The organism is Nocardioides baculatus (assembly GCF_016735675.1).
Taxonomy (GTDB): Bacteria; Actinomycetota; Actinomycetes; order Propionibacteriales; family Nocardioidaceae; genus Nocardioides; species Nocardioides baculatus.
The window spans coordinates 708,549-733,890 of record NZ_JAERSG010000002.1; the positions used below are offsets into that span (position 1 = coordinate 708,549).

A 25,342-nucleotide genomic window follows, 5' to 3' on the forward strand; every position below is an offset into this window, starting at 1 on the left:
CAACGCACATGGGAATCCTCGACGGCAAGCGCATCCTCGTCGCCGGCGTCACGATGGACAGCTCGATCGGCTTCGCCACCGCGCGGGTCGCGCAGGAGCAGGGCGCCACGGTGCTGATCTCCAACTTCGGCCGTGCGCTGGGCATCACGAAGCGGATCGCCAAGCGGCTCCCGCAGGAGGCGCCGGTGCTCGAGCTCGACGTCACCGACGAGGACCACCTCGCCGGCCTCGCCGACCAGGTGCGCGAGCACGTCGACGGCCTCGACGGCGTCGTCCACTCGATCGCGTACGGCAACCCGGAGACGCTGCTGGGCGGCAAGTTCATGACCGGTCCCTGGGAGGACGTCGCCCAGGCCGTCCAGGTCTCGGCGTACTCGCTCAAGTCGCTCGCCGTCGCGACCCGCCCGCTGATGCAGCGCGGCGGCTCCATCGTCGGGCTCACCTTCGACGCGACGACCGCGTGGCCGGCGTACGACTGGATGGGCGTGGCCAAGGCCGCGCTCGAGAACACCAGCAGGTACGTCGCCCGCGACCTCGGTCCCGAGGGGATCCGCTGCAACCTGGTGTCCGCGGGCCCGCTGAAGACCCTCGCCGCCAAGGCGATCCCGGGCTTCGAGGACCTCGAGTCCGCGTGGAAGGACCGCGCGCCCCTCGGGTGGGACGAGACCGACCACACGCCGACCGCGCAGGCCGTGTGCGCGCTGCTGAGCGACTTCTTCCCGGCGACCACGGGCGAGATCGTGCACGTCGACGGCGGCTTCCACGCCATGGGGCTCTGACGACGGTCGAGTCGTTCGGTAGTTTCCCCGGGTGACCTCCCTCGTCGAGCTGCGCATCCTCGAAGGCCCCAACCTCTACTTCCCGCGAGCGGCGGTGAAGCTGACCCTCGACGTCTCGACGATCACCGAGGCGAGCGACGAGGCCGTGCTGCGCTTCGCGCGGCGCATCGGGCTGCGGACGTCGCGGCCGGGAGCGGCCGGGTCGGGCTTCCGCCAGCGGTTCGCGCTGCGGGCGGTCGAGCGGCTCGTACGCGCGATCGCGGGGGAGGCCGGCACCAAGCGCCTCGCCGTGCGCGTGCGGCCCACCTCCGACCCGGACGTGCTCGTGGTCGCCTTCCCGTGGCGCAACCGGGGGCGCGCCACAGCGCTCGGCAACGCGGTCGCGCACGCCCTCGACGCGTTGCCGACCCCGGACGTCGAGTCCGCAGTCAGCGCGGCCGCAGAGGAGGTGCGCTCCGCCGAGCGGGGCAGCCGACCGACGACCATCACCCCGAGGATCCCGGTGGTGGCGGTGACCGGCACCAACGGCAAGACCACCACCAGCCGGATGGTCGCCCACATCGCGCGGACGAGCGGGCTCGTGGTCGGCTGGTCCAACACCGACGGCATCTACCGCGACGGCGTGCTGGTCGAGGCCGGCGACTACTCCGGCCCGTCCGGTGCGGCCCGCGCGCTCGGCCTCGACGGCGTACAGCTCGCGGTCACCGAGACCGCGCGCGGCGGCATCCTGCTCAAGGGCATCGGCATCACCCGCAACGACGTGTCCGTGGTGACCAACGTGACCGCCGACCACCTCGGCCTCCAGGGCATCGACACCGTCGACCAGCTCGCCGAGGTGAAGTCCGTCGTCCCGCGCATCACCCGCAAGGACGGCTGGGCCGTGCTCAACGGTGACGATCCGCGCGTGCTCGCGATGCAGTCCGTCATCGCCGCGCAGCCGTGGATCTTCAGCCGCGACCCGGACTCGCCGGCCGTCCGGGAGGTGCTCGGCCACGGCGGCGGGCGCGCGACCACGGTGATCGACGGCTGGATCACGGTCCTCAAGCCGGGCACCGACCCCGACCCGCTGGTGGAGCTGGTCGACGTGCCGATGACGCTGGCAGGTCTCTCACGCTTCAACATCGAGAACGCCCTCGCCGCCGCGTCCGCCGCGCTCGCGATCGGTCTCTCCCGCGACGACGTGGTCGCCGGCCTCCGCTCGTTCCGCCCGGACGCGGAGCACAACCCGGGCCGGATGAACTTCTTCTCGATGCCGGCCAGGGACGGGGAGTGCGTCTCCGTGGTCATGGACCTGGCGCACAACGAGGCCGGGCTCGAGGCGCTGCTGGAGATCATGGCGGGCGTACGCCGTCCCGGCGCGCGCCTGCTCCTCGGCCTCGGTGCCGTCGGCGACCGCACCGACGAGCTGATCGACGCGCTCGGCGAGATCGGCGCCAAGGGCAGCGACGTGGTCGCGATCGGCCACAAGGAGTGGTACCTCCGCGGTCGCACCATGGACGAGATCGACCAGCTCCTGCGCGCCGGTGCCGCACGGGTCGGCGTCACCGACATCGACACCTACACCACCGAGGTCGAGTGCCTGGCCGCCCTCGTGGCGCGCGCCGAGCCGGGTGACGTCGTGGGACTGATGTGCCACGCGGAGCGGCAGGAGGCCTACGACTGGATCGCCGCCCACGGGGGGACTCCGGACAGTCCCGAGACGCTGTCCGCGAAGGTGCGGGCCGCGACCGTCGTCTGATCAGGCGGTGACCAGCGGCTCCAGCAGCCGGTGGGGCTCGCGCAGGGCCCGGGAGACCGGGTCGCTGCGCAGCGTCGGGTCGGCGCCCGGACCCCGGCGGGTCTCGACGTCGCGTGGGTGGGGAGCGACGTCACAGGTCGAGCAACGACCGTCGCGGCCCAGGATGCCGCAGCCCACGTGGTGGAAGGTGCGACGCGGGCGACCGGGACTGGTGCGCTGGTCGCCCCACTGGGCGAGCAGGAGCAGGACGGGCCAGAGGGCGATCGCGTCCTCGGTGAGCTCGTACGACGCATGGCCGTCGCCGACCCGCTCCAGCAGTCCCTCGGCCACGAGCGCGTCGAGCCGGGAGGACAGGACCGCGCGGGACACGTCGAGGTGGGCCTGCAAGTCGGAGAAGCGGCGCACGCCCAGGAAGCAGTCGCGCAGGATGAGCAGCGTCCACCGCTCACCGACGAGCTCGAGCGAGCGCGCGATGCCGCAGTCCTGCCGCGGGTAGTCGGTACCGAGTGCCATGGAACGATGCTACCGTGGTTTGGTCTGTTCATCGAACCAAATGCAAAGGTGTCCCGTGACCGCACGACGCGTGCTGACCACTGCCTCCCTCGGCACGGTCGCGGTGCTGGTGGCGTTCACCGCGCCGCTGGCCAGTTTCAACCAGACGGTCGCCGGGCTGGGTGCGGGCCACAGCGGTGCGACGTGGGTGCTCAGCTCGATGAGCATCGGCCTGGGCGGCTTGCTGCTGACCGCCGGTCGGCTGGCCGACGACTACGGCCGGCGGCGCTGGTTCGTCATCGGCGCACTGGTCCTCGGCCTGTCCTCCCTCCTCGGGGCCGTCGCCGGTGACGTGGTGACGTTCGTGGCCTCGCGGGTGCTCGCCGGTGCCGGCGGCGCCGCCGTCATCGCCGCCGGACTCGGGATGATCGCCGAGGCACACCCCGACCCGGTGGAGCGGCGCCGGGCCACCGGCCTGTGGGGCGCGAGCATCGGCGCCGGGATCGCCATCGGGCCGCTCCTCGGCACCTACCTCGGACGGGTCCACTCGTGGCGCGACGTCTACGTCGTCCTCGGCGTCGCCGGCCTCGCCCTGGCGCTCGCGGGGTCGCGGTGCCCCGAGTCGCGCAGTGACCACCGTGCGCAGCTCGACGTGGCCGGAGTCGTGCTGATGGCGCTCGGCACAGGGGCGGTGCTCGCCGGGCTCACCGCGGGCCGCGGAGGATGGGCGCGCCCCGCACCGGTGCTCCTCCTCGTCGCGGGGGTCGCGATGCTGGTCGCGTTCGTCGTGGTCGAGCGCCGCTCGACCCACCCGATGCTCGACCTCGGTCTGCTGCACCATCCGCCGTTCCGGTCGGTCAACGTCGCGGGCCTGGCCACCGGCGCCGGGATCATCGCGCTGATGTCGTACGTGTCCGGCTTCGTCGGATCGGCCCTCGCGATCCCCGCGACGACGGCCGCGTGGCTGATGCTGGCCTGGTCGGGCCCGAGCGTGGTGACTGCCGTCCTCGCCCGCCGGCTACCCGCGCGGTGGGGCGGTCGCAGCCAGATGGCCGCCTCACTCGTCCTCATCGGCGTGGGGCAGCTGCTCGTCCTCGGGGTCCACACAGCCAGCGGTCCGGTTCGCTTCCTGCCCGGTCTGCTGCTCGCCGGTGTCGCGACCGGCGTGCTCAATGCCGCCATGGGCCGTGAGAGCGTGGCCAGTGTCCCGCCGGGCCAGGCGGGACTCGGGAGCGGCGCGAACAACACCGCGCGCTACCTCGGCTCCGCCCTTGGTGTGACGGTCGTGTCCGTCGTCGCGGCCCCGGTGGGCGCGGTGACCGCCCAGGGACTGGTCGACGGCTGGCACCGCGCGGTGCTCGTCACCGCCGCCGTCTCCTTCGTGGGCGCGGCCGGCGTGGCCCTCCTCGGCGAGCGGACCGTACGCCGTACGGAGGTCCCCGCCTCCGAAGCCTCGACGAGCAGTGGCTGAGCCACGTTCCCGATCGCCGGAGTGTGGATGGACCACCGCTCAACGGGGGTCAGACGTCGCCCGGGTCGACCTGCTCGCCGGGGGCGCCGATGTCGAGGTCGCCCTCGACGATCATCGCCGACATCCCGCGCGGGGACCGGGTCTCGTGCACCTCGCCCGGCTCCCACACCGCGGCCTGACCGGCGGTGAGGTGGTGCACGTCGCCCTCGGCACCGGCGACCTCCGCCTCGCCCGACAGCACGAGGAGGAGCTGGCGGCCGGCCGCGGGATGACGCCCGATGGTGCCGCCGGGGGTGAGCGACACCGCGATCAGGTGGGCGTCGGCGCTGATCCCGAAGGCGCCCACCGCGAACCCGCGGCTGCCGTGGGCGTCGATCGGGCGGTGCGGCAGGTCCGCCAGGTCGAGGACCCTCACTCAGCGTCCGCGGCGGGCGGCGTGTAGTCGGGGTCGGCCGACGGGGCGTCGGGGTTCGAGGCCGAGCCGGCTTGCGCCGTGTCGGACCAGTTCTCCAGCTCCGCCATCACCTCGGCGTGCTTGTCGACGCACACCACGACGAGGTCGCCGCGGTTGGCGCGGCTCATCGCGTGGCGTACGGCCTCGATCTCCTCGACGACGAGCTCGGCCTGCTTGCAGCGCGCGCCGTCGGCCATCGCGGCGCGTACGCCGTCCAGCACGAGCTGGGCCGTGGCGCCGCGCTCGCGCCCGCGCAGCGCCACGTCCTCGCGGACGATGCACACGTCGAAGTGCTGGGCCGCGACCATGCCGAGGTCGATCATGTCCTGGTCGCGGCGGTCGCCCGCGGTGGCGATGATGCCGATCCGCGAGGGCCGGGCGAGGTCGTGCGACGACGCCAGCGAGTCGCCGACGCGGTCCACGAAGTCGCCGAGCATCCTCATGCCGGGGGCGTTGTGGCAGTAGTCGACGATCACGTTGACGCCGTTGACGTCGACCTCGTTGAGGCGGCCGGGGGAGAGGTAGTAGTTGGTCGAGAACGTCCGCAGGCCCTGGCGGATGTCGTGCAGCGGAGCGCCGGCGGCGAACGCCGCAGCGGCGGCGGCGAGCGCGTTCTGGACGTTCATCCGCGCGCGGCCGCTGAAGGTCGCCGGGAGGAGGTGGGTCCAGGCGAGCTGCATCTCGCGGCGGCCGTGCTGGACGACGATCATCTCGCCGCGCTCGGTCGGGTTGAGGACGATGGCCTTGCCACCGCGACGGCAGTGCGCGTCGATCATGTCGCGCACCTCGCTGCCCGGCTCCTCCATCGAGAACCAGACGACCTGGCCCGAGCACTTGCGGCGCATCTCCCGCACGAGCGGGTCGTCGGCGTTGAGGACGGCGTGGCCGTCGCGCGGCACCGCCTCGACGATGACGGCCTTGACGTCCGCGAGCTGCTCGACGGTGTCGATGCCGCGCAGGCCGAGGTGGTCGGGCTGCACGTTGAGCACGACCGCGACGTCGTTGCGCTCGTAGCCGAGGCCCTCCCGCAGGATGCCGCCGCGGGCGACCTCGAAGACGGCGAAGTCGACGCGCGGGTTCTGGAGCACCATCCGCGCCGAGCGCGGGCCGGACGCGTCGGCCCGGATCACCAGGCGCTCGTCGATCACGACGCCGTCGGTCGAGGTCATGCCGACCTTGCGGCCGAGGCCCTTGAAGATGTGGGCGATCATCCGGCTGGTGGTGGTCTTGCCGTTGGTGCCGGTCACCGCGACGATCGGGATCCGCGAGGTCGCGCCCGGCGGGAAGAGCATGTCGACGACGGGCTTGGCGATGAACTGTGGCTCGCCGATCGTCGGGTGGGTGTGCATCCGGAAGCCGGGTGCGGCGTTGACCTCGCAGATCGCACCGCCGGCCTCGCGGACCGGCTCGGTGATGTCGGGGCAGATGAAGTCGATGCCGGCGATGTCGAGGCCGACCATCCGGGCGGCCTCCTCGGCGATCTCGACGTTCTCCGGGTGCGCCTCGAAGGTCCGGTCGATCGAGATGCCGCCGGTCGACATGTTGCCGGTGAGCGCCAGCTTGACCATCTCGCCCTCGGCGGGCACCGAGTCGAGGGTGTGGCCCTGGTCGGCGAGCACCTCGATGGCGGCCTCGTCGATCTTGATCCGGGTGAGCACCTTCTCGTGGCCGACGCCTCGGCGCGGGTCGGCGTTGGTCAGGTCGACGAGCTCCTCGACCGTCGCCTTGCCGTCACCGGTCACCGACGCGGGCACGCGCTCGGCGATGGCGACCATCCGGCCGTCGATGATCAGGCAGCGGTAGTCCTTGCCGGTCACGAACGACTCGACGATGACGTTGCCGCGGCGCGACTGCCCCTCCGCGATCGGGAACGCGGCGCGTACGTCGTCCTCGTCCTGCAGGTCGAGGCAGACCCCGCGGCCGTGGTTGCCGTCGAGCGGCTTGAGGACGACGGGGTAGCCGATCCGGCGGGCGGCGGCGACCGCGGCGTCGACCGAGCGCACCGACTCCTGCTTGGGCACCGGGAGCCCGGCCGCGCCGAGGAGCTTGGTGGTGAGGTCCTTGTCGGAGGCGATGTCGACGGCGATCGACGACGTCTCGGAGGTCATCGTCGCCCGGATCCGCTTGGCGTGGACGCCCTGGCCGAGCTGCACGAGGGAGTACTGGTTGAGCCGGATCCACGGGATGTCGCGGGAGACCGCCTCGTCGACGATCGCCTGAGTCGAGGGGCCGAAGGCGGTGCGCTCGGCACGGCGGATGAACTCGTCGCGCTGGGTCTCCCAGTCGAACTCCGGGTCGCCCTCGACGAGGTGGTTGACCAGCTTGACGGCCAGGCGGCCGGCGGAGAGTCCGACGTTCTCGTCGATGTAGCCGTAGATGATGTTGTAGCGGCCCGGCTCGCCCTTGACCTGCCGGGTCTTGCCGCGTCGGATGTCGTGGCCGACCAGCTGCTGGAGGGCGAGAGCGACGTGCTCGGCGACGTGGCCGAGCCAGGTGCCCTCGTTGAGCCGCTCGAGGAAGCCGCCGCGGCGACCGCGCGAGCACGAGTGCTCCCGGAGGCCGGGGAGCATCGAGACGAGGTCCTCGCTGAACCCGGGGATGGTGTTGGTGGGGAACTGCTCGAGCGAGCCCAGGTCGACGACCAGGTGGATCGACTTGTCGTAGGACCAGACGTTGGCGCCGCGGTAGACGCGGGTCTCGACGATCTCCAGGTCCGGCGTGGGCCGCTCACTCATGCACGTACTCGCTTCGCTCCGTGCGCGCATGAGGCACATGTCACGCTGCACCTGTTGATTCGCTCGCTTCGCTCGCTCATGCGTTCTCTCCATCGGTGGGGGTCGGATCGGGTTGGTTGCGCGTACGCCGCAGCGCGAGGCGGCGGCGGATCGCCGCGGGCGTCGCGTCGGCCGCGGCGATGTCGCGCACCAGCTGGCGCAGGTCGCGGGTCGCCTCGGCGAGCTCGTCGGCGTCCTCCGGGTCGACGACCGGCTCCTGCGGCACGAGGACGCGCGTCGACAGATTGAAGGCGCTGCCCTCGGGCAGCACGTGGAAGAGCACCCCGCTCGCGAGCAGCGGCGACGACCGGGTGGCCTCGTAGGCGTTGGACACCATCCGCGAGCCGTCGAAGATCGTGACCGCACCCTTGCCCAGGACGCGCATCACCAGGTCGCCGTCGACGTCCTCGACGAGACCGCACGTGTCCTCGTCGACGCCGATGCCCAGCAGCTGCGGGCTCTGCGACACGATCATCAGCAGCCGGCCGTAGCGGTTGCGCTGGTCGAAGTGCTGGTCGATGACGGTGTGGTTGACCAGGCCCAGCCCCGCGGCGACCTGGGTCATCCGCTGCTTGGGCGTCGCCCCGCCGACGCCGAAGGCGACCATGTGGGACGACTGGATGCTCGCGCCGGCGGAGGTGCCGGCGACCACGGCGCCGCGCTCGTGCGCGCGGAGGATCGCGTCGCCCACCGGCGTGCCGCAGACGATCGACGACAGCTTGAGCTGGTTGCCGCCGGTCATGAAGATGCCGGTCGCCTCGTCGAGCGCCTTCACCAGCACCGGGTCGTGGGCCTGCTCGCGGCTCTCCGGGCGTACGGAGTCGACCCGGGCGGCGCCGAACTTGGTGAAGAGGGCGTCGTAGACGTCGACCACCTCGCGCCCGAGCGAGGAGGCTGTCGGGATCACCGCGATCCGGGCGTCGCGACCCCCGCTGAGTGCGACGAAGTGCTTGAGGATGGTCGGCTTGCGGACCTTGTCCTCGGCACCACCGATGATCATGAGTGGTCCGTTCGGCATGACAGGCAGGCTAGCGGCTGCAAGGGTGGGCGGATGCAGCAGTCAGGAGAGGACGCGGGCAACGGGGCGACCCGGCGGCTGGTGATCATGCGCCACGCGAAGGCCGAGCCGACCGCGCCGTCCGACCACGAGCGCGCCCTCGCGGCCCGGGGCAGCGACGACGCCGAGGCCGCCGGGCGCTGGCTGGCCGAGCAGGGGATCACGCCCGACGTCGCCCTCGTGTCCGACGCGCTGCGCACCCGCCAGACCTGGGCGCGGGTCGCCGGCGGGGCCGGGTGGGACGAGGCCGTGGCCGAGTTCTCCGAGGCGCTCTACGCCGCCGGCCCGGACCCCGCGTTCGACCTGCTCCGCGAGACCGACGCCGCCGTGGGCACGCTCGTCGTGATCGGCCACAACCCGACGATGGCCTACGTCGCCGAGCTGATCGACGATGGTGAGGGTGACGGCGACGCCACCACCGGCATGGTCACCCGCGGCTTCCCGACGTCGGCGCTCGCGGTGTTCGCCGTCGACGGTCCGTGGTCCGACCTCGGCCCCGGTGCCGGCCGGCTCGAGGCCTTCCACGTCGGCGGCGCGTGACCCCTCCTGACGTCGTCGCGCGGCTGCGCGCGGCCGGCTGCGTGTGGGCCGAGGAGGAGGCGGCGCTGCTGCTCGACGCGGCCGCCGACCCCGGCGAGCTCGACGCCCTCGTCGCCCGGCGCGTGGCGGGCGAGCCGCTCGAGACGGTGCTCGGGTGGGTCGGGTTCCTGGGCCGTCGGCTGGTGGTGGCACCGGGCGTCTTCGTGCCACGACGCCGCACCGAGCTGCTCGCGCGGGTGACGGTGCGCGAGGTCGCCGCGCGGACGGGGCCGGTGGTCGTGGAGCTGTGCTGCGGCGTCGGTCCGGTGGCGGCCTGCCTGGAGGGGACGGGCGCCGAGGTCCATGCCGCCGACCTCGACGCGTCGGCGCTCGCCTGCGCCCGTACGAGTGCACCGTCGGCGCACGTCCACCTCGGCGACCTGTACGGCGCGCTCCCCGACCGCCTGCGGGGTGGGGTCGACGTGCTCGCGGCCAACGCGCCCTACGTCCCGACCGACCGGATCGCCGACATGCCGCCCGAGGCGCGCGACCACGAGCCGCGTGCCGCGCTCGACGGGGGACCGGACGGCGTCGACCTCCACCGGCGGATCGCCGGCGCGGCGCCGGAGTGGCTCGCGCCCGGTGGCGTGCTGCTGATCGAGACCAGTCCGGGGCAGGCGTCCCTCACGACCGCGGCGATGGACGCAGCCGGACTCACGACGAGCGTCGAGGTCGACCCGGAGATCGGCGGCTGTGTCGCCGTCGGAAGGCTCAGTCCGCCACCAACGGTGGAGCCGGCGTGACGAAGCCCGCGGCTGCGTCGGCGTCCTCGATCTGCTCGCGCGAGATGCCGAGCAGGTAGAGGATCGCGTCGAGGTAGGGCACGTTGACCGCCGTGTCCGCAGCGTCGCGCACCATCGGCTTGGCGTTGTAGGCGATGCCGAGTCCGGCGGCGTTGATCATGTCGAGGTCGTTGGCGCCGTCGCCGATCGCGATCACCGCGTCGAGCGGTACGCCGACCTCGTCCGCGAACTCGCGCAGCGCCACCGCCTTGCCCGCCCGGTCGACGACGTCGCCGAGGATCCGGCCGGTGAGCAGGCCGTCGACGATCTCGAGCTCGTTGGCGCGCGCGAAGTGGATGCCGAGGTCGGCGGCGAGGCGGTCGGTGATCTGGCTGAAGCCGCCGGACACGATCGCGAAGCGGTATCCCAGGCGACGGAGCGTGCGCACCATCGTGCGGGCGCCCGGCGCGAGCTCGATCGAGTCGTAGACCTCGTCGAGCGCGGAGGCGGGCACCCCCTCCAGCAGGGCGACGCGCTCGCGGAGCGACTCCTCGAAGTCGAGCTCGCCGCGCATCGCCGCCTCGGTCACCCGCGCGACCTCGGCCTCCTGGCCGGCGTGCGCGGCGATCATCTCGATCACCTCGCCCTGGATCAGCGTCGAGTCGACGTCCATCACGATCAGCCGGATGCCGCGGCGGTGCAGGGAGTCGCGCTGCACGGCGAGGTCGATGCCCTGCTTGACCGCCTCCGCGGCGAGCAGCGGTCGCAGCGTGTCGGCCGGTGCGCCCGACACGTGGAGCTCGATCGCGGTGACCGGGTAGCGGGCCATCCGCTCGATCTTGTCGATGTTGGCGCCCGAGTCGGCGATCCGGCCGGCGATCGCGGCCATCGCGGTCGCGCGCAGCGGGTTGCCGATGATCGTGATGTGCGAGCGGTGCCCGGCCCGGCTGCGGTTGTCACCGGCGCCGCGGTCGACCTCGACGTTCATGTCGAGGTCCGCTGCGGTGCGCTCGATGACGTCGCGCAGCTTCTTCCAGTCGCGCGGGGCCGTCACCAGGATGCCGAGCACGAGACGTCGTCGCAGCACGATCTGCTCGATGTCGACGACCTCGACCCCGGCCGCGGCGAGCGCGGCGAACATGGCAGAGGTGACTCCGGGGCGGTCCTTGCCGGTGAGGGTGACCAGCAGTGTCTTCGGCACGTCGTCCAGCTGGCTGCTCATGGTGCGACGAAGGCTAGTCCCGATCGGGGGACGGGTTCGGCCGAGGTCCGCGCTGCGGGCGCCCACGCCACGTGTCGACGGTGCTGGCAGTCCGGGTGTTCCTGCCCTACGTTGCTCGCAACGGTGGACCCACCGGGGTTCCGCACCAGATCAGGGGGATCAGATGGACTTCATGACCGCGGTCCGCACGTGCTTGTCCAAGTACGTCGACTTCTCGGGCCGTGCCCGACGCTCCGAGTACTGGTACTTCGTGCTCTTCAACATCCTCGTCAACATCGTGGCGACGATCCTCGACAACATCCTCGGCACGGACTTCGAGGGGTCTGGCGGCATCGTCAGCACGGTGGCGAGCCTCGCGCTCTTCCTGCCGGGCCTCGCTGTCGGTATCCGCCGACTGCACGACATCGACAAGAGCGGCTGGTGGATCCTGATCGGCCTCATCCCGATCATCGGCTGGATCCTCCTCATCGTCTGGTACTGCACGGACTCCAAGCCCGACAACCAGTACGGCCCGAACCCGAAGGGTGCCAGTGCCGGCGTCGCCGGCGGCTACCCGCCGCCCCCGCCGCCCGCCTACGGCAGCGGCCAGTAGTCCCGCTCCACTCCTCACGACCGGTCCGCCCGGGTCGGGGTCGCCTCCGCGGTCCCGACCCGGGCGGTTGTCGGTGGCGGGTCCTAGCGTCGTGGGCATGACGCACGTCCACCACGCCATCGACTACATCGAGATCAACACGAGCGACCTCGCCGCGTCCCGCTCCTTCTACGAGCAGGCCTTCGGCTGGTCGTTCACCGACTACGGCCCGACCTATGCCGGGATCCGCGCCGCGACCGGCGACGGTGAGGTCGGCGGCCTCAACGGCGAGCGCGAGCCCGGCCCCGGCGGCCCGTTGGTGCTGCTGTTCTCCGATGACCTCGACGCGACCGTGGCGGCCGTCGAGTCCGCCGGCGGCACGATCACCGCTGCGCCCTACGAGTTCCCCGGCGGTCGCCGCTTCGAGTTCGCCGACCCCGCCGGCAACGTCCTCGGGGTGTGGGCCACCGGCTGAGACCCGGTCAGCGGTCCGGCCACACCTCGGGCGAGCAGGCCGCGACGATGGCCCGGCGCGCGGCCCGGCCCAGCGGCTGGAGCAGACCACGGCGCCGTTCGATCTCGTACGACGACAGCGCACCGCCGTCGTCGACCAGGGCGAGGTCGACGATGGCCCACGCCTGCAGTCCGCGCGACGCGAGGTCCACGCAGCGCGGTGGAGTGCCGAGCGGCGCCTCGACGTGGGGCCGGTGGTGGAGGTTCATCAGCACGTCCGCTGCCTCCGGTCGCCACCGGGCGACGTCGAGGTCCGCGAGGTCGCCGGCGGCGCCGAGCAGCGTCTCGCGCAGGGTCCGGTCGGCCTCGCCGACGTCCGGCAGCTGGCGGGGCGCGGCGTCGTGGGCCCGCCACTGCACGGTCTCGCCCTGCTCCGCGGGCACCAGGCCGAGGGTGCCCGCCACCACCGCCTGGCCGGCGTCCAGCGCTGCCGCGTTGAAGCCGGGCGGCCCGCCCAGGCCGAGGGGATCTCCCTCGACGGGCAGTGCGAGGCCGGCGTACGCCGCCCCGGAGGCGCGGGTGATCGTCAGCAGGTCGAGGGCCGAGCCGCCCTCGAGGAGCTGGGTGTCGACCGCGAGCACGTCGAGGACGTGGTCGGTCTGCTCGTGGCCGCGCAACCACGCGGTGAGCCACCAGGCCAGGACTGCGGAGTGGGGGAGCGCGAGCATCGCGGGCGAGGCTACTCGCCGGAGCCATCCGCTGCGCGCCGACCGTCGTGTCCGGACCAGCGGCGCCCACCTCGCTGGATAGGGTGCGCACCATGGTCGCGGTCATCGAGTTCGCAGGCGTCACCGTGCGCCGCGGCCGCTCACTCCTGCTCGACGACGTGACGTGGGAGGTGGAGGAGGACGAGCGCTGGGTGGTCCTCGGTCCCAACGGCGCAGGCAAGACCACGCTGCTCCAGGTCGCCGCCGCCCAGCTCCACCCGACGTCCGGCGTCGCCGGGATCCTCGACGAGGTGCTCGGCACCACCGACGTCTTCGACCTGCGTCCCCGCATCGGCCTCACCAGTGCAGCGCTCGCCGACCGCATCCCGCGCGACGAGCTCGTCAAGGACGTCGTCGTGTCCGCGTCCTACGGCGTGGTCGGGCGGTGGCGCGAGGAGTACGCCGACCTCGACCACGACCGCGCCGGCGAGCTGCTCGTCGAGGTCGGTGCGAGCCACCTCGCCGAGCGCACCTTCGGGACCCTCAGCGAGGGCGAGCGCAAGCGCGTCCAGATCGCCCGGGCGCTGATGACCGACCCCGAGCTGCTCCTCCTCGACGAGCCGGCGGCGGGCCTGGACCTCGGCGGTCGTGAGGATCTCGTCGCGACCCTGTCGGAGCTCGCCCTCGACCCCGACTCGCCCGCGACCGTGCTGGTCTCGCACCACGTCGAGGAGATCCCGCCCGGGTTCACCCACGCCCTGCTTCTGCGCGAGGGCCGGGTCGTCGACGCGGGTCCCGTCGAGGACGTCGTGACCGCGGAGACGCTGTCGGAGACCTTCCGCATGCCGCTGCTGCTCAGCCGCGCCGACAACCGCTTCGCGGCCCGTCGTCGTCCGCCGCGGCGCATGGGGTCCTGACCTCCCTGCGTCGCTGCGCACGACTGGATAGGGTCTGGGTATGGACTGGATCCGCGACCACCTCTGGGAGACCTGGCTGGCGCTGTCGATCGCGCTCGGCGTCGCCGAGATGTTCAGCCTCGACCTGATCCTGGCCATGCTCGCCGCAGGTGCCGTGATCGGCATGGTGGCGGCGTTGCTCGGCCTGCCGGTGTTCGTCCAGATCCTGCTCGCGCTCGGTGCCTCGGTCGCCGCGCTGTCGCTGGTCCGCCCGGCGTTCGTGAAGCGGCTGCACGGCGGCCCCGACCTCACGCTGGGCCACAGCAAGCTCGTGGGCACCCGATGCCTGGTCACCGACGAGATCAGCGGCCTGGCCGCCGGTCGCATCAAGGCGGGCGGCGAGACCTGGACCGCACTGCCGTACGACGAGAACCTGAGGATCCAGGCGGGCGAGACCGTCGAGATCCTGCAGATCAAGGGTGCGACGGCCTACGTCCACCCCGTGGCCTCGCTCGAGTCCTGAGACGTCCACACACCACTACACCGGGGGAGAACCGAAATGACAGCCCTGCTGGTCCTGTTCCTGCTCATCATCGTCTTCGTCGTCGTGATGCTCGCGAAGACGGTCAAGATCGTCCCGCAGGCGCGCGCCGCGGTCGTCGAGCGGTTCGGCAAGTACAAGGCCACGCTGCCCGCCGGCCTCAACATCCTCGTGCCGTTCATCGACAAGCTGCGCTACCTCATCGACCTGCGTGAGCAGGTCGTGAGCTTCCCCCCGCAGCCGGTGATCACCGAGGACAACCTCGTCGTCTCCATCGACACGGTCATCTACTTCCAGGTCACCGACCCGGTCGCCGCGACCTACGAGATCGCCAACTACATCCAGGCCATCGAGCAGCTCACGATGACCACGCTCCGCAACATCGTCGGTGGGATGGACCTCGAGGAGACGCTGACCAGTCGCGACTCCATCAACTCCGGCCTGCGCGGCGTCCTCGACGAGGCGACTGGCAAGTGGGGAATCCGCGTCAACCGCGTCGAGCTCAAGGGCATCGACCCGCCGCCGTCGATCAAGGACTCGATGGAGAAGCAGATGCGCGCGGATCGCGAGAAGCGCGCCGTCATCCTCACCGCCGAGGGTCAGCGGCAGGCCGCGATCCTCACCGCCGAGGGCTCCAAGCAGTCGCAGATCCTCAACGCCGAGGGTGACCGCGAGTCCCAGATCCTCCGCGCGCAGGCCGACCGCGAGGCCTCGATCCTGCGTGCCCAGGGTGAGGGCCAGGCCATCCAGACCGTCTTCCAGGCGATCCACGACGGCCAGCCCGACCAGTCTCTGCTGGCCTACCAGTACCTCCAGATGATGCCGAAGATCGCCGAGGGCAGCGCCAACAAGGTGTGGGTCATCCCCTCGGAGATCACCAAGGCGATGGAGGGCCTCGGCTCCTCGATCCACGAGATCGCCGGCATCCCCAAGGACGCCAGCCCGCGCAAGCGGGTGGACATGGGGCCCTCGGAGCCGCAGCTGCCGTCGACGCAGCGCCCGGACGCCGAGATCTCGGCGACCAACCAGGCCGTCCAGGACGCCATCGCTGCAGCCGAGTCGGCGAGCAAGGTCACGCGCGGCGGCTCCGCAGGCGACGGCACGGCGACCGCCGACGAGGGTCAGGAGCCCCCGACGGCGTGAGCCCCCTCGAGGCCGTGCTGGTCACGCTCGCCGGAGCGGCGGCCGGCACCATCAACACCGTGGTGGGGTCGGGAACGTTGATCACGTTCCCGACCCTGCTGGCGTTCGGCGTACCACCTGTCACCGCCAACGTGAGCAACACCGTCGGACTGGTGCCCGGCAGCGTGTCGGGCGTCGTCGGCTACCGCCGCGAGCTGGCCGGACAGCGCTCGCGTGTGGTTCGCCTCGGCTCCGCCTCGTTCCTCGGGGGAGTGGTCGGTGCCGTGCTCCTCCTGGTGCTGCCGTCGTCGGCGTTCGACGCGATCGTCCCGGTCCTGATCGCGCTCGGCGTGCTGCTCGTCATCTTCGGTCCGCGGATCCAGCGCACCGTGGCGGCGCGCGCGGAGGCGCGCGGCGGCATCCCCGACCACGGCGTGTGGTGGGTGTGGCCCGCGGTCGCCGTCGCCGGTGTGTACGGCGGCTACTTCGGCGCCGCGCAGGGAGTCCTGCTGATGGCGATCCTCGGGATCGGCGTGGCCGACTCGATGCAGCGGCACACCGCCACCAAGAACGTCCTCGCCCTGCTCGTCAACGGGATCGCGGCGATCGTCTTCATCGCCGTCGCCGACGTCGACTGGGTGGTCGCGGGCCTGATCGCCCTGGGCTCGGTCGTCGGTGGCCAGCTGGGCGCGACGGTCGGGCGCCGGCTCTCGCCCGCCCTGCTGCGCGCCGTCATCGCCGTCGTGGGCCTCACCGCGCTCGTGGGCCTGCTCGTCTGACGTACTGCTCACCGGCGCTGGTCAAGTGGCCCCTCCGGGCGGTCGACACCGCGAGCTCAACCGGTTGTTGCAACTCGATCATGAGGTGAGAGGTTGCGGCGCGTGCCGGGAGTGAGGTTGACCGCGGATCAGCGGTTGGTGATTGAGCGGGCGTGTCTGTCGGGTTTGCCGCAGGCGACGATCGCGGCGTTGGTGGGCAAGCATCCCTCGACGATTTCGAGTGAGCTGCGTCGCGCGGGGTCGTTCGGGACCCGGTCCCCGCGGGTCCGTACGGCTCGTGGTGGTGGCCAGGAGTGTCGGTTGAAGTACTCCGCGAAGTGGTCAGAGCGTGAGGCGTCGCGCAAGGCCCGCCGGCCCAAGGCCCGGCGTCTTGATCACGCGCCGGCGCGGGACCAGGTGTGGGAGCTGTTGCGGGCCGACTGGTCGGCGCAGCAGATCGCGGCGATGCTGCCCGTGTTGTTCCCACGCAATGTGAGGATGCGGGTGTCGCACGAGACGATCTGCCAGTGCGTGTTCGTCCAGGCCAAGGGCAAGCTCAAGCGTGAGCTGACCGCGCACCTGCGCAGCCGGCGCCAACGCCGCAAGGCCCAGACGGATGGTGCGGAGCGGGTCGCCTTGGGGATCACTGACGAAATCCGGATCGCCCAGCGCCCTGCTGAGGCCGACGATCGGGCGGTGCGCGGGCACTGGGAGGGCGACCTCCTGATGGACGGCACCGGCAAGGGCGCGGTGATCACGCTGGTCGAGCGGTCCTCACGGTTCGTGCTCCTGGCTCCCTTGCCGGGACGCCATACCGACGAGGTCGCCCGCATGAAGCTCGCGGAGATGGTCGCGGAGATGATCGCGACCCAGCCGCTCGAACTCAGGAAGTCGATCACCTGGGACCGCGGATCCGAGATGGCCCAGCACGCCCGGTTCAGGACCGAGACCGGGATCCCGATCTACTTCTGCGACCGGCAGTCACCGTGGCAGCGTGGGATGAACGAGAACAACGCAAGACCCTCGAGTCGCAGACTTTCGGGCAGGTGCTCAACAAGAGGTTCGTTGCAACAGCTGTTTGAGTTCGCCGACGACCCGGCTGTCGGTGGTTTCCTCTAGAATCGAACACATGATCGAGACGCTGGCAGGACCCGGGGCCGGTGAGGCAGATGCCATCACTGCCTCCGACCTGCTCGCCTCGATCCGCGCCGAGCGCCTCGCCGAGAACGCTGCCGCGGCCCGTCAGCTCGACCTCGCCGCCCGGTGGGCCGACCTCCACCCGCCGGAGTCGATCCACTCCGCGGCCGCGTTCACCGTCCCGGGCACTGACCACGAGGAGCCGCTCGCTGGTGAGGGGTGTCCGTTGGTGGCGGAGTTCTGCGTGGCCGAGCTCGGCACCGTCCTCGGCATTTCGTCGACGTCGGCGAAGAAGCTCATCGGTCACGCCCTCGAGCTGCGCCACCGGTTGCCGCGGCTGTGGGCGCAGGTCCAGTCGGGTCACGTTCCTGCGTGGCGGGCGCGGTCGGTCGCCGAGACGACGATCCACTCCACCCCCGCGTTGACCCGGGAGGCTGCCGGTTTCGTCGACGCCCAGGTCGCGGCGGTCGCGGGGCGGATCGGTCCCGCCCAGCTGGACCGGCTCGTGGCCGAGACGATCAAGCGCTTCGACCTCGCCGACCTTGATCCGGCCGCTGATCCCGAGGACGGCTACCTGTCGGTGGACCCACGGCATGTGACGTTGCACGACGACGACGTCCACTTCGCGGGGACCATGCGGTGGGAGGCCGAGCTCGACATCGCCGACTCCCTCGACCTCGACCAGACCCTGTCGCGCAAGGCCGCCGAGCAGAAGGCCCTCGGCTCCACCGAGTCGTTGGACGTGCGCCGCGCCAAGGCACTCGGTGACCTGGCCCGCACCCAGACCGCACTGGAGCTGCACGTCGCGGGTGCTGGTGCGACGAGTCGCGACGACATGCCTGCCGCCCGCGAGGTCGTCCTCCACGCCCACGTCGACGTCAGCACCCGCACCACCTCAGACGGCGAGCAGACCGTGTTCGGTCCCACCGGCCGCCTCGAGGAGCGCCAGCGGCTCGTCCTGCTCGACCAGCTGAAGTCCTGGTGCGGCGACTCCCGGACGAAGGTCACGATCAAGCCGGTCATCGACCTCAACGCCGAGCTCTCGACCCCGGGCTATGCCATCCCGGACCAGGTCCGTGAGCAGGTCATCCTCCGCGACCGCACGTGTGTGTTCCCGTTCTGCACGAGACCGGCCCGTGGCTGCGACGTCGACCACGTCGTCGAGTACGACCACCACGCAGAGGCCGACGGCAGGTCGCAACCCGGCCCCACGACGACCCGGAACCTGGCCTGCCTGTGCCGGTTCCACCATCGTCTGAAGACCCATTCGGCCTGGCGCTACCGGATGACAGCGAACGGCTGCTTCGAGTGGACCAGCCCCCACGGCCACCGCTACCGACGCGACCGCACCGGCACCACCTCGATCAACGGGCCGGACCCCGATCCACCCGGCATCCCACGACCCCGCCGACCATGACCCCGCCCCGCACCCCGCCGCAACACCGTCCGGCGGGGACGGCGGCATGTCCGAGACAGGCGAGCGTCGTCGAGATCAGACGCTTTTGCGGGCCGGTCGAGCACGAGATCCAGCAGCCCTGCCGTGACGAGCCGTGTGCTGGAGGCCTGGTGCGGGTCGGCCTCGAGCGTCGGGACGCCGAGGACGACCCCTACGCCCAACCCGGTTGTCATCGCGGCGCACCGACCAGAACTGCCCGGGCGACAGGCGCGCCGTCGACCTCGGCGTGCATGGACACATCGCGCCACGTCCCGGACGGTGGGAGGGTTCAGGCTGCGTCTCAGGACGATAGGTCCCGGTCGATGACCGCCTCCAGCGCTGAGGGGTGGACGACCGTTCCGCACGTCGTGCACGGTTCCTGGATCGCGTCGAGGTCCTGCAGCACCGCGGCGAGGTCGGTCCGCCCTTTCATGGCGGCCACCGACGCCAGCAGGTAGCGCAGGTCTGCGTTGGTCTCGCAGTGCTGGAGGCGCTCCAGCGCGAGGGTCAGTCCCCGCTGCATCGCTGACCTGAATGCCGGTTCCAGGTCGCTCGGCACCTCGGCGGCGTACGTGGCGATCAGTCCGCCGACGATGAGGTAGGTGTCGGCCTCCGACGAGTCCAGGCGCGCCGCGAGGTCCATGAGGTAGGGGGCAGCGGCGAAGGCGGCGTCGTACGTCGTCTCCTCGGCGCAGATCTCGGGCCACATCTCCTGGAAGAGCTCGAGATCTGACGGGTTGTCGTCGAGTGCTCGGAGTGCTTGCGGAACCGGGTAGGCGCCCGGCCCCATCCGGGTCCACAGCTGGCTCCACCTCGGGCTGTCCAGAGGCAGTCGACCTGCATCGTCGTTCATGAGAGCCATTCTGGACGATGCACGACGGACGCCTCTCGGCCGACGGCGTCGGACGGTGCGGCATGGACACACCCTTCCCGTCCCCCCCCGGAGGCCGACTGGCTGACGGCTGACCACGCGACTGCCCGCGCGGCGCTACCAGCGGATCTGCAGCGGGTCGGTGACCAGCACGGGTGGGGCCGTCCGGCGCTTCTCCCCGGGAGCGGCGGCGGCGAGACTGGTGAATCCCAGGCCGGTGCGTTGCTCGAGGAGGTCGAGTCCCACGAGGTAGGTGTCGAAGTCGTCGAGGAAGTCGATGTCGGTGCGCTCCCCGAGGTCGTCCAGGTCCTGCGACAGCAGGAACGCCTTGAACCGCACCTGCCCCTCGACCCGGTAGACGACGACCTTCCAGTGCTCGACCGGCAGCTGGACGACACCGCGGTAGGGCGGATCGTCAACAGCGAGGACGGGCCCCCCGAACAACGTGATCCTGCGGTCCTCGAGGCCGTCGAGGGCGAGGACGGCGTTCTCCAGCAGGCCCCAGGTGCCGCCCCGGCCGGACTGGTTGAAGTCCTGGTGCTGCGGGGTGATGTTCGTGAAGTGGAACGAGTCGCTGTTCGCCTGCTTCGCCTCCTCCAGGTCCCCCCACAGCAGGTCGGAGCGCCGGGCGATGTGGCCGCGATCCAGGTCGTTGTCGGCGTACACGACCTCTCCGGTCTGCGCGTCCGCCGGGATGCGGGGGTCGAGCCTGAACCGTTCCCCGGAGCGGCTGATGGACTCGCTCGGAAAGAGGCGGAGGCCGTCGATGTTCCAGCCCACCCACCACGCGAGCCGACGTGCGGGGTGCATCCGGACCGTGAAGTGCACGTAGTCGAGCGGCTGCGCCACGTCGCCCGGCCCGTCGCGGGTGTCGGGTGGATCGAGAGCCGGCACGTCGACGGTGGCCAGGAAGCTGGGGTCGTACCCGAGGACAGGCATGCGTCGAGTGTCCCGCAGGGTTCCGATCTGCGGTTCGTCCCGCACCCGCGGCACCCGACCGCCCCTCCCCAGATGGGGAGGGGCGGCGAGTCGCGGTGGTGTCAGTCGACGACGCGCGTGGTGCGGCGCGTGGTCACCGTGACGGGCGTCCGGCCGGGAGCCGAGGCGACGACCTTCACCGAGATCCGCTTGCCGACGAGTGCGTCGGTCAGCCGGAGGCGGTTCTTCGTCGCGCCCTTGATCTTCTTGCCGTTGGCGAGCCACTGGACCGTGCAGGTGATCGTCGTGGGGTTCCAGGTCCCCCTGGTCACCTTGAGACGCTCTCCGGCGGTCGCGACACCCTTGATGCGGGGGCGCTTGACCATGACCACGGCGGCGGGTGCCGTGGGCGTCTGAGCCACGACGACCGGGGCCACGGGCGTGGGGGTCGGGGTCGGGTTCGGGGTCGGGTTCGGCGCCGGGTTCGGCGCCGGGTCCGGCGTCGGCGTGGGCGGCAGCGGCTTGGTCAGCACCGCGTCGTAGCTCAGGGCGCTCGGGACCGTCACCGCGTCGGCGTCGGCGAGCGCGGCGTGGTCGTCCCAGTACTCGGTGACGCCCGAGACGGGGTCACGGAAGCCGAGCGTGTGGGCGCCTCCGGAGAGGCCGTCGACGTCGTAGCTGCCATCGGCGTCGGCCGTGACCGTCGTGAGCGGCGTCCACTCGAGGCCCTGGCGGACGTACGCCGTCACCTCGGCGCCTGCGACGCTCGAGCCGTCGCTCCAGGTGACCGTGCCGACCAGGTGGGCGACACCCGCGAGCTTCGCCACGGCGAGGGTCGGCATGCCGCCGTTGGTCAGGTCCACGGGCGTCGCCGTCTCGATGGTGGCGGCGTCGTCGTAGAACTCGCTGGCGTAGGTGCCGGCGGGGTCGTCGAACCGCACGCGGTAGACGCCGTCGGCGAGCTTGCCGACGTTGTACTTCCCGAGGTCGTCGGTGATGGCGTCGTCCTTGACGACCCACTGCCCCGACTCCTCGGCCAGGGTGGACACCCGGATGCCGGCCAACGGTGTGCCGCTCTCACTGGTGACGGTGCCCTTGATGCGGGTGGGCGGGCCCACGGCGTCGGCCGGGCCGGCGACGAGCATGGTGCTGGTGATGCCGACGGCCACCGCCAAGGCGGCTCCGCCCTGCCTGATGTTGATGTTCATGTCCTACTCCCCACGAGTATGGGCATCACGGATGTGATGCACTCGCCATGGTCGGAGCCGGCGACACAGTGAGCGTTCAAATGTGCGCGACGTTGACGTCGCGTGTCGTGCTGTCACGCTCCTGTGGATCGACGCGCGCGCTGGACCAGACCGGGAGGGGCGAGATCCGTACTCCCGGGACAACGGCCGGCGAGCGCGCTACGACGTGGTCGGCCGTCCCGACCGGCGGCCCCCTGCAGTGGGCGCCGTCGAGCTCACCGCGGCTGACCGGTCTCCACCCACGCTCCGAGCCACCGGTCGAGGGTGGTGTACGCCTTCGCGCGCACGTCGGGTCGCGAGAGCACCACGTCGTGCATCGCGCCCTCGATCGCGATCGAGGTGACGTGCCGGCCGACCGACGAGGCCCACCGGCGGATCTGCTCGACGTCGAGCACGATGTCGTGGGTCGCTGCGGTCTCCTCGGTCTGCTCGCCGAAGAAGGAGCGCGCCGACGAGAGCACGAGCGCCGGGCAGGGCACGTCCAGGCCGGCGTGGAGCTGCGCGTGTCCACGGCGTACGGCGCGGAGCCAGCCGACGTAGACCGGACGCGACTCGAGCGGCTTCCACGCCAGGTCGTAGTCCCACTCGCCCCCGTGCTCGACGTGCAACGACCGGCCGTAGACCTCGCTGACCTTGCGCGGGATCTCCCGCATCGGGCGGGTCGTGCCGAGGCGCTCGATCGCGAGCCTGGTCGCGGGGCTGCGCAGCCACGCCGCGCCCTGCATGTCGAACCACGGCGAGTTGAGCACCAGCGCGACCAGCTCGGGATGCCGGCGCTCGTGCGCCCACAGCGGCGCGGTGAGACCGCCCGTCGAGTGCGCGGACACGATGACCTCGCGGTGCCGGTCGCGCTCGGTGATCCGCCACCAGGCGAGGTCGATCTCGGCGTAGTACTCGTGGAGGTCGGAGACGTAGTGGGGCGTCTGGTGCTCGCGCAGCGACCGGCCGTACTTGCGGAGGTCCAGGGCGTAGAACGTGTAGCCGCGGTCGGCCCACCAGCGGGCGTACTCGGTGTGGAAGAAGTAGTCGGCGAACCCGTGGACGTGGAGCACCGCGCGACCGTTGGGGACGGCGGGCTCGAGGGTGACGAGGGTGGCGACGACGGGACCCTCGTCGTCGGGCGGGAGCGAGATCGTCTCGACCCGGTAGTCGGGTCCGAGGACGTCGTCCTGGGGCGGCACCGGAGGCATGCTCCGAGCCTATCCAGCCGGGTCGGCGGGTTTGGGTGTTCGCCCTCGGTGCCACCGTGTCCGGCTCTACCCTTCGCGTGTGTCGAACGCGTGGGACTCTCTGGTGCGCGGGGTCTCCACCTATGTCCGGCAGCGCGTCGAGGCCTGGCGTACGGGGTCCCGCGGCAGCCAGGCGTTCCTGCTCTTCGTGCTGCTGGGCCTGGTGCTCGGCGCGGTGGGGATCGGCGCACTCGTCGAGAAGGTCGTGCCGATCTCGCTGTGGTTCCTGCTCCTGATGCTCGGCACGATGCTCCTGCGCTTCGTCCCGCTGCTGGTGCTCGGTGTCGCGATGGTGGGCTTCGCCTGGTGGTCGTCGGTCGAGTCGGGCTTCGCGGCCGCGAGCAGGACGTCGGCCCTGGTGATCTTCGCCTTCGGCGTCATCCTCGCGCTCTACCAGGTCAGCAAGCAGCGCTCGGGCCTCCCGATGGCGTTGAGCGAGGCGGTGCTGAGCCAGCTGCGCGACCGGCTCCAGCGGCAGGGTGTCGTGCCGGAGCTGCCCGACGGGTGGCGCTCGCAGTCGGCGACGATCACCGCCAACGGACCGAGCTATGCCGGCGACTTCCTCGTGGCGGACCTGCGCGAGGGGCGCTGGCTGGAGATGGCGCTGGTCGACGTGTGCGGCAAGGGCACCTCGGTCGGCCCCCAGGCCCTCCAGTTCGCGGGCGCCCTCGGCGGCCTCATCGGTGCGCTCCCGCCTGCCGAGCTGATGTCCGCGGCCAACCAGTTCCTGCTCCGGCAGGACTCGGACGAGTCGCTGGCGACCGCGGTGCACCTCAAGGTCGACCTCGTCACCGGCGACTACACGATCACCAGCGCCGGCCACCCGCCCGCGCTGCACTGGCACCTCGGCGAGCGCGGCTGGTCGATCGACAACGCCCGCGGCATGGCGCTCGGCGTCATCCCCGAGGCCGACTTCAGCCCGAGCCGCGGCCGGCTCCGGGCCGGCGAGGCGCTGCTCTTCTACACCGACGGCGTCATCGAGACGACCGGCCGCGACCTCGATGCCGGCATCGACTGGTTGCGGGAGGTCGCGCTCCAGGCGGTCGACGCCCGCGGCTTCACTGGCCTGCCGCGACGGGTGCTCAAGCAGGTCAAGCGCGGTGACGACGACCGCGCCATGCTCGTCCTCGAACGCCAGCCCCTCACCTCACCCGAGCGACACTCCGAGGTGCACCGCGGACTTGCCTGACGCTCAGGCGCCGCGCGAGTAGAGGTCGCGGATCACGTCCTCGATGTCGGGCTCCTGGATCGAGAGGTCCGCGACGTCGTACGCCGCCGCGACGGCCGCGACGATGGGGGCCGCGCTCGCGTCGGACGGGAACGACAACCACTGCCGCGGCCCCTCGACCGTGCGCACCTCGGCACCGGGTACGTCGATCGGCGGGGCCTCGTCGACGAGGTCGACCACCAGCGTGCGCCTCGAGCCGCCCTGGGCGTGCAGCCCGGCGAGCGAGCCGTCGTAGACCGACGTGCCGTGGTCGATCACGATGACCCGGTCGCACAGCGCCTCGATGTCCTGCAGGTCGTGGGTGGTGAGCAGCAACGTCGTGCCGCGCTCGGCGTTGAGGGCGCGGAGGAACTCGCGCAGCCGGCCCTTGCTCACCACGTCGAGCCCGATGGTGGGCTCGTCGAGGTAGATCACCTCGGGGTCGTGGAGGAGCGCGGCGGTGATGTCGCCGCGCATCCGCTGGCCGAGGCTGAGCTGCCGGACGGGTGTGTCGAGCTGGGCGCCGAGGTCGAGGAGGTCGACGAAGCGGTCGAGGTTCTCGCGGTAGCGGGCCGGCGGGATCCGGTACATCTTCTGGAGCAGCTCGAAGGAGTCGCGCAGCGGCAGGTCCCACCACAGCGTCGAGCGCTGGCCGAAGACCACGCCGATCCTCCGCGCGAGGTCGACCCGCTGCCGGCTGGGGTCGAGCCCGCCCACCCGGACCTCGCCGCCGGACGGCACGAGGATGCCGGTGAGCATCTTGATCGTTGTCGACTTCCCGGCCCCGTTGGGTCCGATGTAGCCGACCATCTCGCCGGCGTCGACGGAGAAGGTGAGGTCGTGCACCGCCACCACCTGCTCGCGCACGCGGCGGCGCCGACCCTCGACGCGGCGGCGTACGTCGAAGGTGCGCTCGAGGTCGCGGACGTCGATCAGCGGACCGTCGTTCGGTCGAGACATGG

24 protein-coding genes and 1 pseudogene are annotated in these 25,342 nt (G+C 71.6%); 14 read left to right on the top strand and 11 right to left on the bottom strand.

Going from position 1 to position 25,342, the window contains the following annotated elements; genetic code table 11:
* Nucleotides 1-8 precede the first annotated feature (8 nt).
* Together fabI and JI751_RS09235 are read left to right on the top strand one after the other, a co-directional pair.
* Nucleotides 9-779, top strand: coding sequence for an enoyl-ACP reductase FabI (gene fabI / locus JI751_RS09230; protein WP_201935658.1), 771 nt, complete (start codon nucleotides 9-11; stop codon nucleotides 777-779).
* Nucleotides 780-810: 31 nt separating this feature from the next.
* Complete coding sequence (locus tag JI751_RS09235) at nucleotides 811-2,517, top strand: Mur ligase family protein (protein WP_307814039.1); 1,707 nt, start codon at nucleotides 811-813, stop codon at nucleotides 2,515-2,517.
* Here JI751_RS09235 and JI751_RS09240 read toward each other — a convergent pair whose 3' ends face one another.
* The gene (locus tag JI751_RS09240; protein WP_201935660.1) at nucleotides 2,518-3,030 is read right to left on the bottom strand and encodes a winged helix-turn-helix transcriptional regulator; all 513 of its coding nucleotides are present in this window, start codon (nucleotides 3,028-3,030) and stop codon (nucleotides 2,518-2,520) included.
* 55 nt (nucleotides 3,031-3,085) lie between these two features.
* Here JI751_RS09240 and JI751_RS09245 point away from each other — a divergent pair, with 55 nt between their 5' ends.
* Nucleotides 3,086-4,480 carry an MFS transporter gene (locus JI751_RS09245; protein WP_307814041.1) on the top strand — a complete coding sequence of 465 codons (1,395 nt, stop codon included), beginning with the start codon at nucleotides 3,086-3,088 and terminating at the stop codon, nucleotides 4,478-4,480.
* A gap of 49 nt (nucleotides 4,481-4,529) precedes the next feature.
* On the opposite strand, the gene JI751_RS09250 is transcribed toward JI751_RS09245, so the two are convergent.
* From JI751_RS09250 to JI751_RS09260, 3 genes are all read right to left on the bottom strand, one after another.
* The gene (locus tag JI751_RS09250; RefSeq protein ID WP_201935665.1) at nucleotides 4,530-4,895 is read right to left on the bottom strand and encodes a cupin domain-containing protein; all 366 of its coding nucleotides are present in this window, start codon (nucleotides 4,893-4,895) and stop codon (nucleotides 4,530-4,532) included.
* The gene (gene cphA / locus JI751_RS09255; RefSeq protein ID WP_236665849.1) at nucleotides 4,892-7,669 is read right to left on the bottom strand and encodes a cyanophycin synthetase; all 2,778 of its coding nucleotides are present in this window, start codon (nucleotides 7,667-7,669) and stop codon (nucleotides 4,892-4,894) included. Before cphA ends, JI751_RS09250 begins: the two co-directional genes overlap by 4 nt.
* Nucleotides 7,670-7,745: 76 nt before the next feature.
* Nucleotides 7,746-8,726 (bottom strand): cyanophycinase, encoded by a 981-nt coding sequence (locus JI751_RS09260; RefSeq protein ID WP_201935669.1) that lies wholly within the window; start codon nucleotides 8,724-8,726, stop codon nucleotides 7,746-7,748.
* Nucleotides 8,727-8,759: 33 nt separating this feature from the next.
* Between JI751_RS09260 and JI751_RS09265 the strand changes: the two genes are divergently transcribed.
* Nucleotides 8,760-9,305, top strand: coding sequence for a SixA phosphatase family protein (locus JI751_RS09265; RefSeq protein WP_201935671.1), 546 nt, complete (start codon nucleotides 8,760-8,762; stop codon nucleotides 9,303-9,305).
* Nucleotides 9,302-10,087 (top strand): putative protein N(5)-glutamine methyltransferase, encoded by a 786-nt coding sequence (locus JI751_RS09270; RefSeq protein ID WP_201935672.1) that lies wholly within the window; start codon nucleotides 9,302-9,304, stop codon nucleotides 10,085-10,087. The genes JI751_RS09265 and JI751_RS09270 overlap by 4 nt, the downstream gene beginning before the upstream one ends.
* On the opposite strand, the gene serB is transcribed toward JI751_RS09270, so the two are convergent.
* Nucleotides 10,056-11,288, bottom strand: coding sequence for a phosphoserine phosphatase SerB (serB, locus tag JI751_RS09275; RefSeq protein WP_201935673.1), 1,233 nt, complete (start codon nucleotides 11,286-11,288; stop codon nucleotides 10,056-10,058). The two genes, JI751_RS09270 and serB, sit on opposite strands and share 32 nt — an antisense overlap.
* Before the next feature lie 163 nt (nucleotides 11,289-11,451).
* Between serB and JI751_RS09280 the strand changes: the two genes are divergently transcribed.
* Together JI751_RS09280 and JI751_RS09285 are read left to right on the top strand one after the other, a co-directional pair.
* Complete coding sequence (locus JI751_RS09280; RefSeq protein WP_236665850.1) at nucleotides 11,452-11,880, top strand: DUF805 domain-containing protein; 429 nt, start codon at nucleotides 11,452-11,454, stop codon at nucleotides 11,878-11,880.
* Nucleotides 11,881-11,977: 97 nt separating this feature from the next.
* Complete coding sequence (locus JI751_RS09285) at nucleotides 11,978-12,334, top strand: VOC family protein (RefSeq protein ID WP_201935674.1); 357 nt, start codon at nucleotides 11,978-11,980, stop codon at nucleotides 12,332-12,334.
* A 7-nt stretch (nucleotides 12,335-12,341) separates the two neighbouring features.
* Here JI751_RS09285 and JI751_RS09290 read toward each other — a convergent pair whose 3' ends face one another.
* Nucleotides 12,342-13,040, bottom strand: a complete 699-nt coding sequence (locus tag JI751_RS09290) for an Rv1486c family protein (protein WP_201935675.1) — start codon at nucleotides 13,038-13,040, stop codon at nucleotides 12,342-12,344.
* Between the two features lie 92 nt (nucleotides 13,041-13,132).
* Between JI751_RS09290 and JI751_RS09295 the strand changes: the two genes are divergently transcribed.
* The 6 genes and pseudogenes from JI751_RS09295 to JI751_RS09320 all read left to right on the top strand — a co-directional run bounded on the left by JI751_RS09295 (nucleotide 13,133) and on the right by JI751_RS09320 (nucleotide 18,890).
* A complete protein-coding gene (locus JI751_RS09295) occupies nucleotides 13,133-13,936 on the top strand; it encodes an ABC transporter ATP-binding protein (RefSeq protein ID WP_201935676.1) in 804 nt (267 codons plus the stop codon).
* A 40-nt stretch (nucleotides 13,937-13,976) separates the two neighbouring features.
* On the top strand, nucleotides 13,977-14,438 hold the full coding sequence (locus JI751_RS09300) for an NfeD family protein (RefSeq protein ID WP_201935677.1): 462 nt from the start codon (nucleotides 13,977-13,979) through the stop codon (nucleotides 14,436-14,438).
* 36 nt (nucleotides 14,439-14,474) lie between these two features.
* The gene (locus JI751_RS09305; protein WP_201935678.1) at nucleotides 14,475-15,599 is read left to right on the top strand and encodes an SPFH domain-containing protein; all 1,125 of its coding nucleotides are present in this window, start codon (nucleotides 14,475-14,477) and stop codon (nucleotides 15,597-15,599) included.
* Nucleotides 15,596-16,357, top strand: a complete 762-nt coding sequence (locus JI751_RS09310; RefSeq protein WP_201935679.1) for a sulfite exporter TauE/SafE family protein — start codon at nucleotides 15,596-15,598, stop codon at nucleotides 16,355-16,357. The genes JI751_RS09305 and JI751_RS09310 overlap by 4 nt, the downstream gene beginning before the upstream one ends.
* Nucleotides 16,358-16,459: 102 nt before the next feature.
* A pseudogene (locus tag JI751_RS09315) lies at nucleotides 16,460-17,347 on the top strand (IS30 family transposase); the annotation flags it as partial.
* A gap of 118 nt (nucleotides 17,348-17,465) precedes the next feature.
* Nucleotides 17,466-18,890, top strand: coding sequence for an HNH endonuclease signature motif containing protein (locus JI751_RS09320; protein ID WP_201935681.1), 1,425 nt, complete (start codon nucleotides 17,466-17,468; stop codon nucleotides 18,888-18,890).
* Nucleotides 18,891-19,209: 319 nt separating this feature from the next.
* Here the strand turns inward: JI751_RS09320 and JI751_RS09325 are convergent, their stop codons facing one another.
* The 4 genes from JI751_RS09325 to JI751_RS09340 form a co-directional block, all read right to left on the bottom strand.
* Entirely contained in the window at nucleotides 19,210-19,761 is a 552-nt protein-coding gene (locus JI751_RS09325; protein WP_201935682.1) for a hypothetical protein, read from the bottom strand.
* Between the two features lie 135 nt (nucleotides 19,762-19,896).
* Nucleotides 19,897-20,718, bottom strand: coding sequence for a DNA/RNA non-specific endonuclease (locus tag JI751_RS09330; RefSeq protein WP_201935684.1), 822 nt, complete (start codon nucleotides 20,716-20,718; stop codon nucleotides 19,897-19,899).
* A 101-nt stretch (nucleotides 20,719-20,819) separates the two neighbouring features.
* Entirely contained in the window at nucleotides 20,820-21,905 is a 1,086-nt protein-coding gene (locus JI751_RS09335) for a carboxypeptidase-like regulatory domain-containing protein (protein ID WP_201935686.1), read from the bottom strand.
* Nucleotides 21,906-22,159: 254 nt separating this feature from the next.
* A complete protein-coding gene (locus JI751_RS09340) occupies nucleotides 22,160-23,134 on the bottom strand; it encodes an alpha/beta hydrolase (protein WP_201935688.1) in 975 nt (324 codons plus the stop codon).
* Nucleotides 23,135-23,213: 79 nt separating this feature from the next.
* On the opposite strand from JI751_RS09340, the gene JI751_RS21785 reads away from it, so the two are divergent.
* On the top strand, nucleotides 23,214-24,362 hold the full coding sequence (locus JI751_RS21785; protein ID WP_201935690.1) for a PP2C family protein-serine/threonine phosphatase: 1,149 nt from the start codon (nucleotides 23,214-23,216) through the stop codon (nucleotides 24,360-24,362).
* A gap of 3 nt (nucleotides 24,363-24,365) precedes the next feature.
* Here JI751_RS21785 and JI751_RS09350 read toward each other — a convergent pair whose 3' ends face one another.
* A complete protein-coding gene (locus JI751_RS09350; protein WP_201935692.1) occupies nucleotides 24,366-25,340 on the bottom strand; it encodes an ABC transporter ATP-binding protein in 975 nt (324 codons plus the stop codon).
* Nucleotides 25,341-25,342 lie beyond the last annotated feature (2 nt).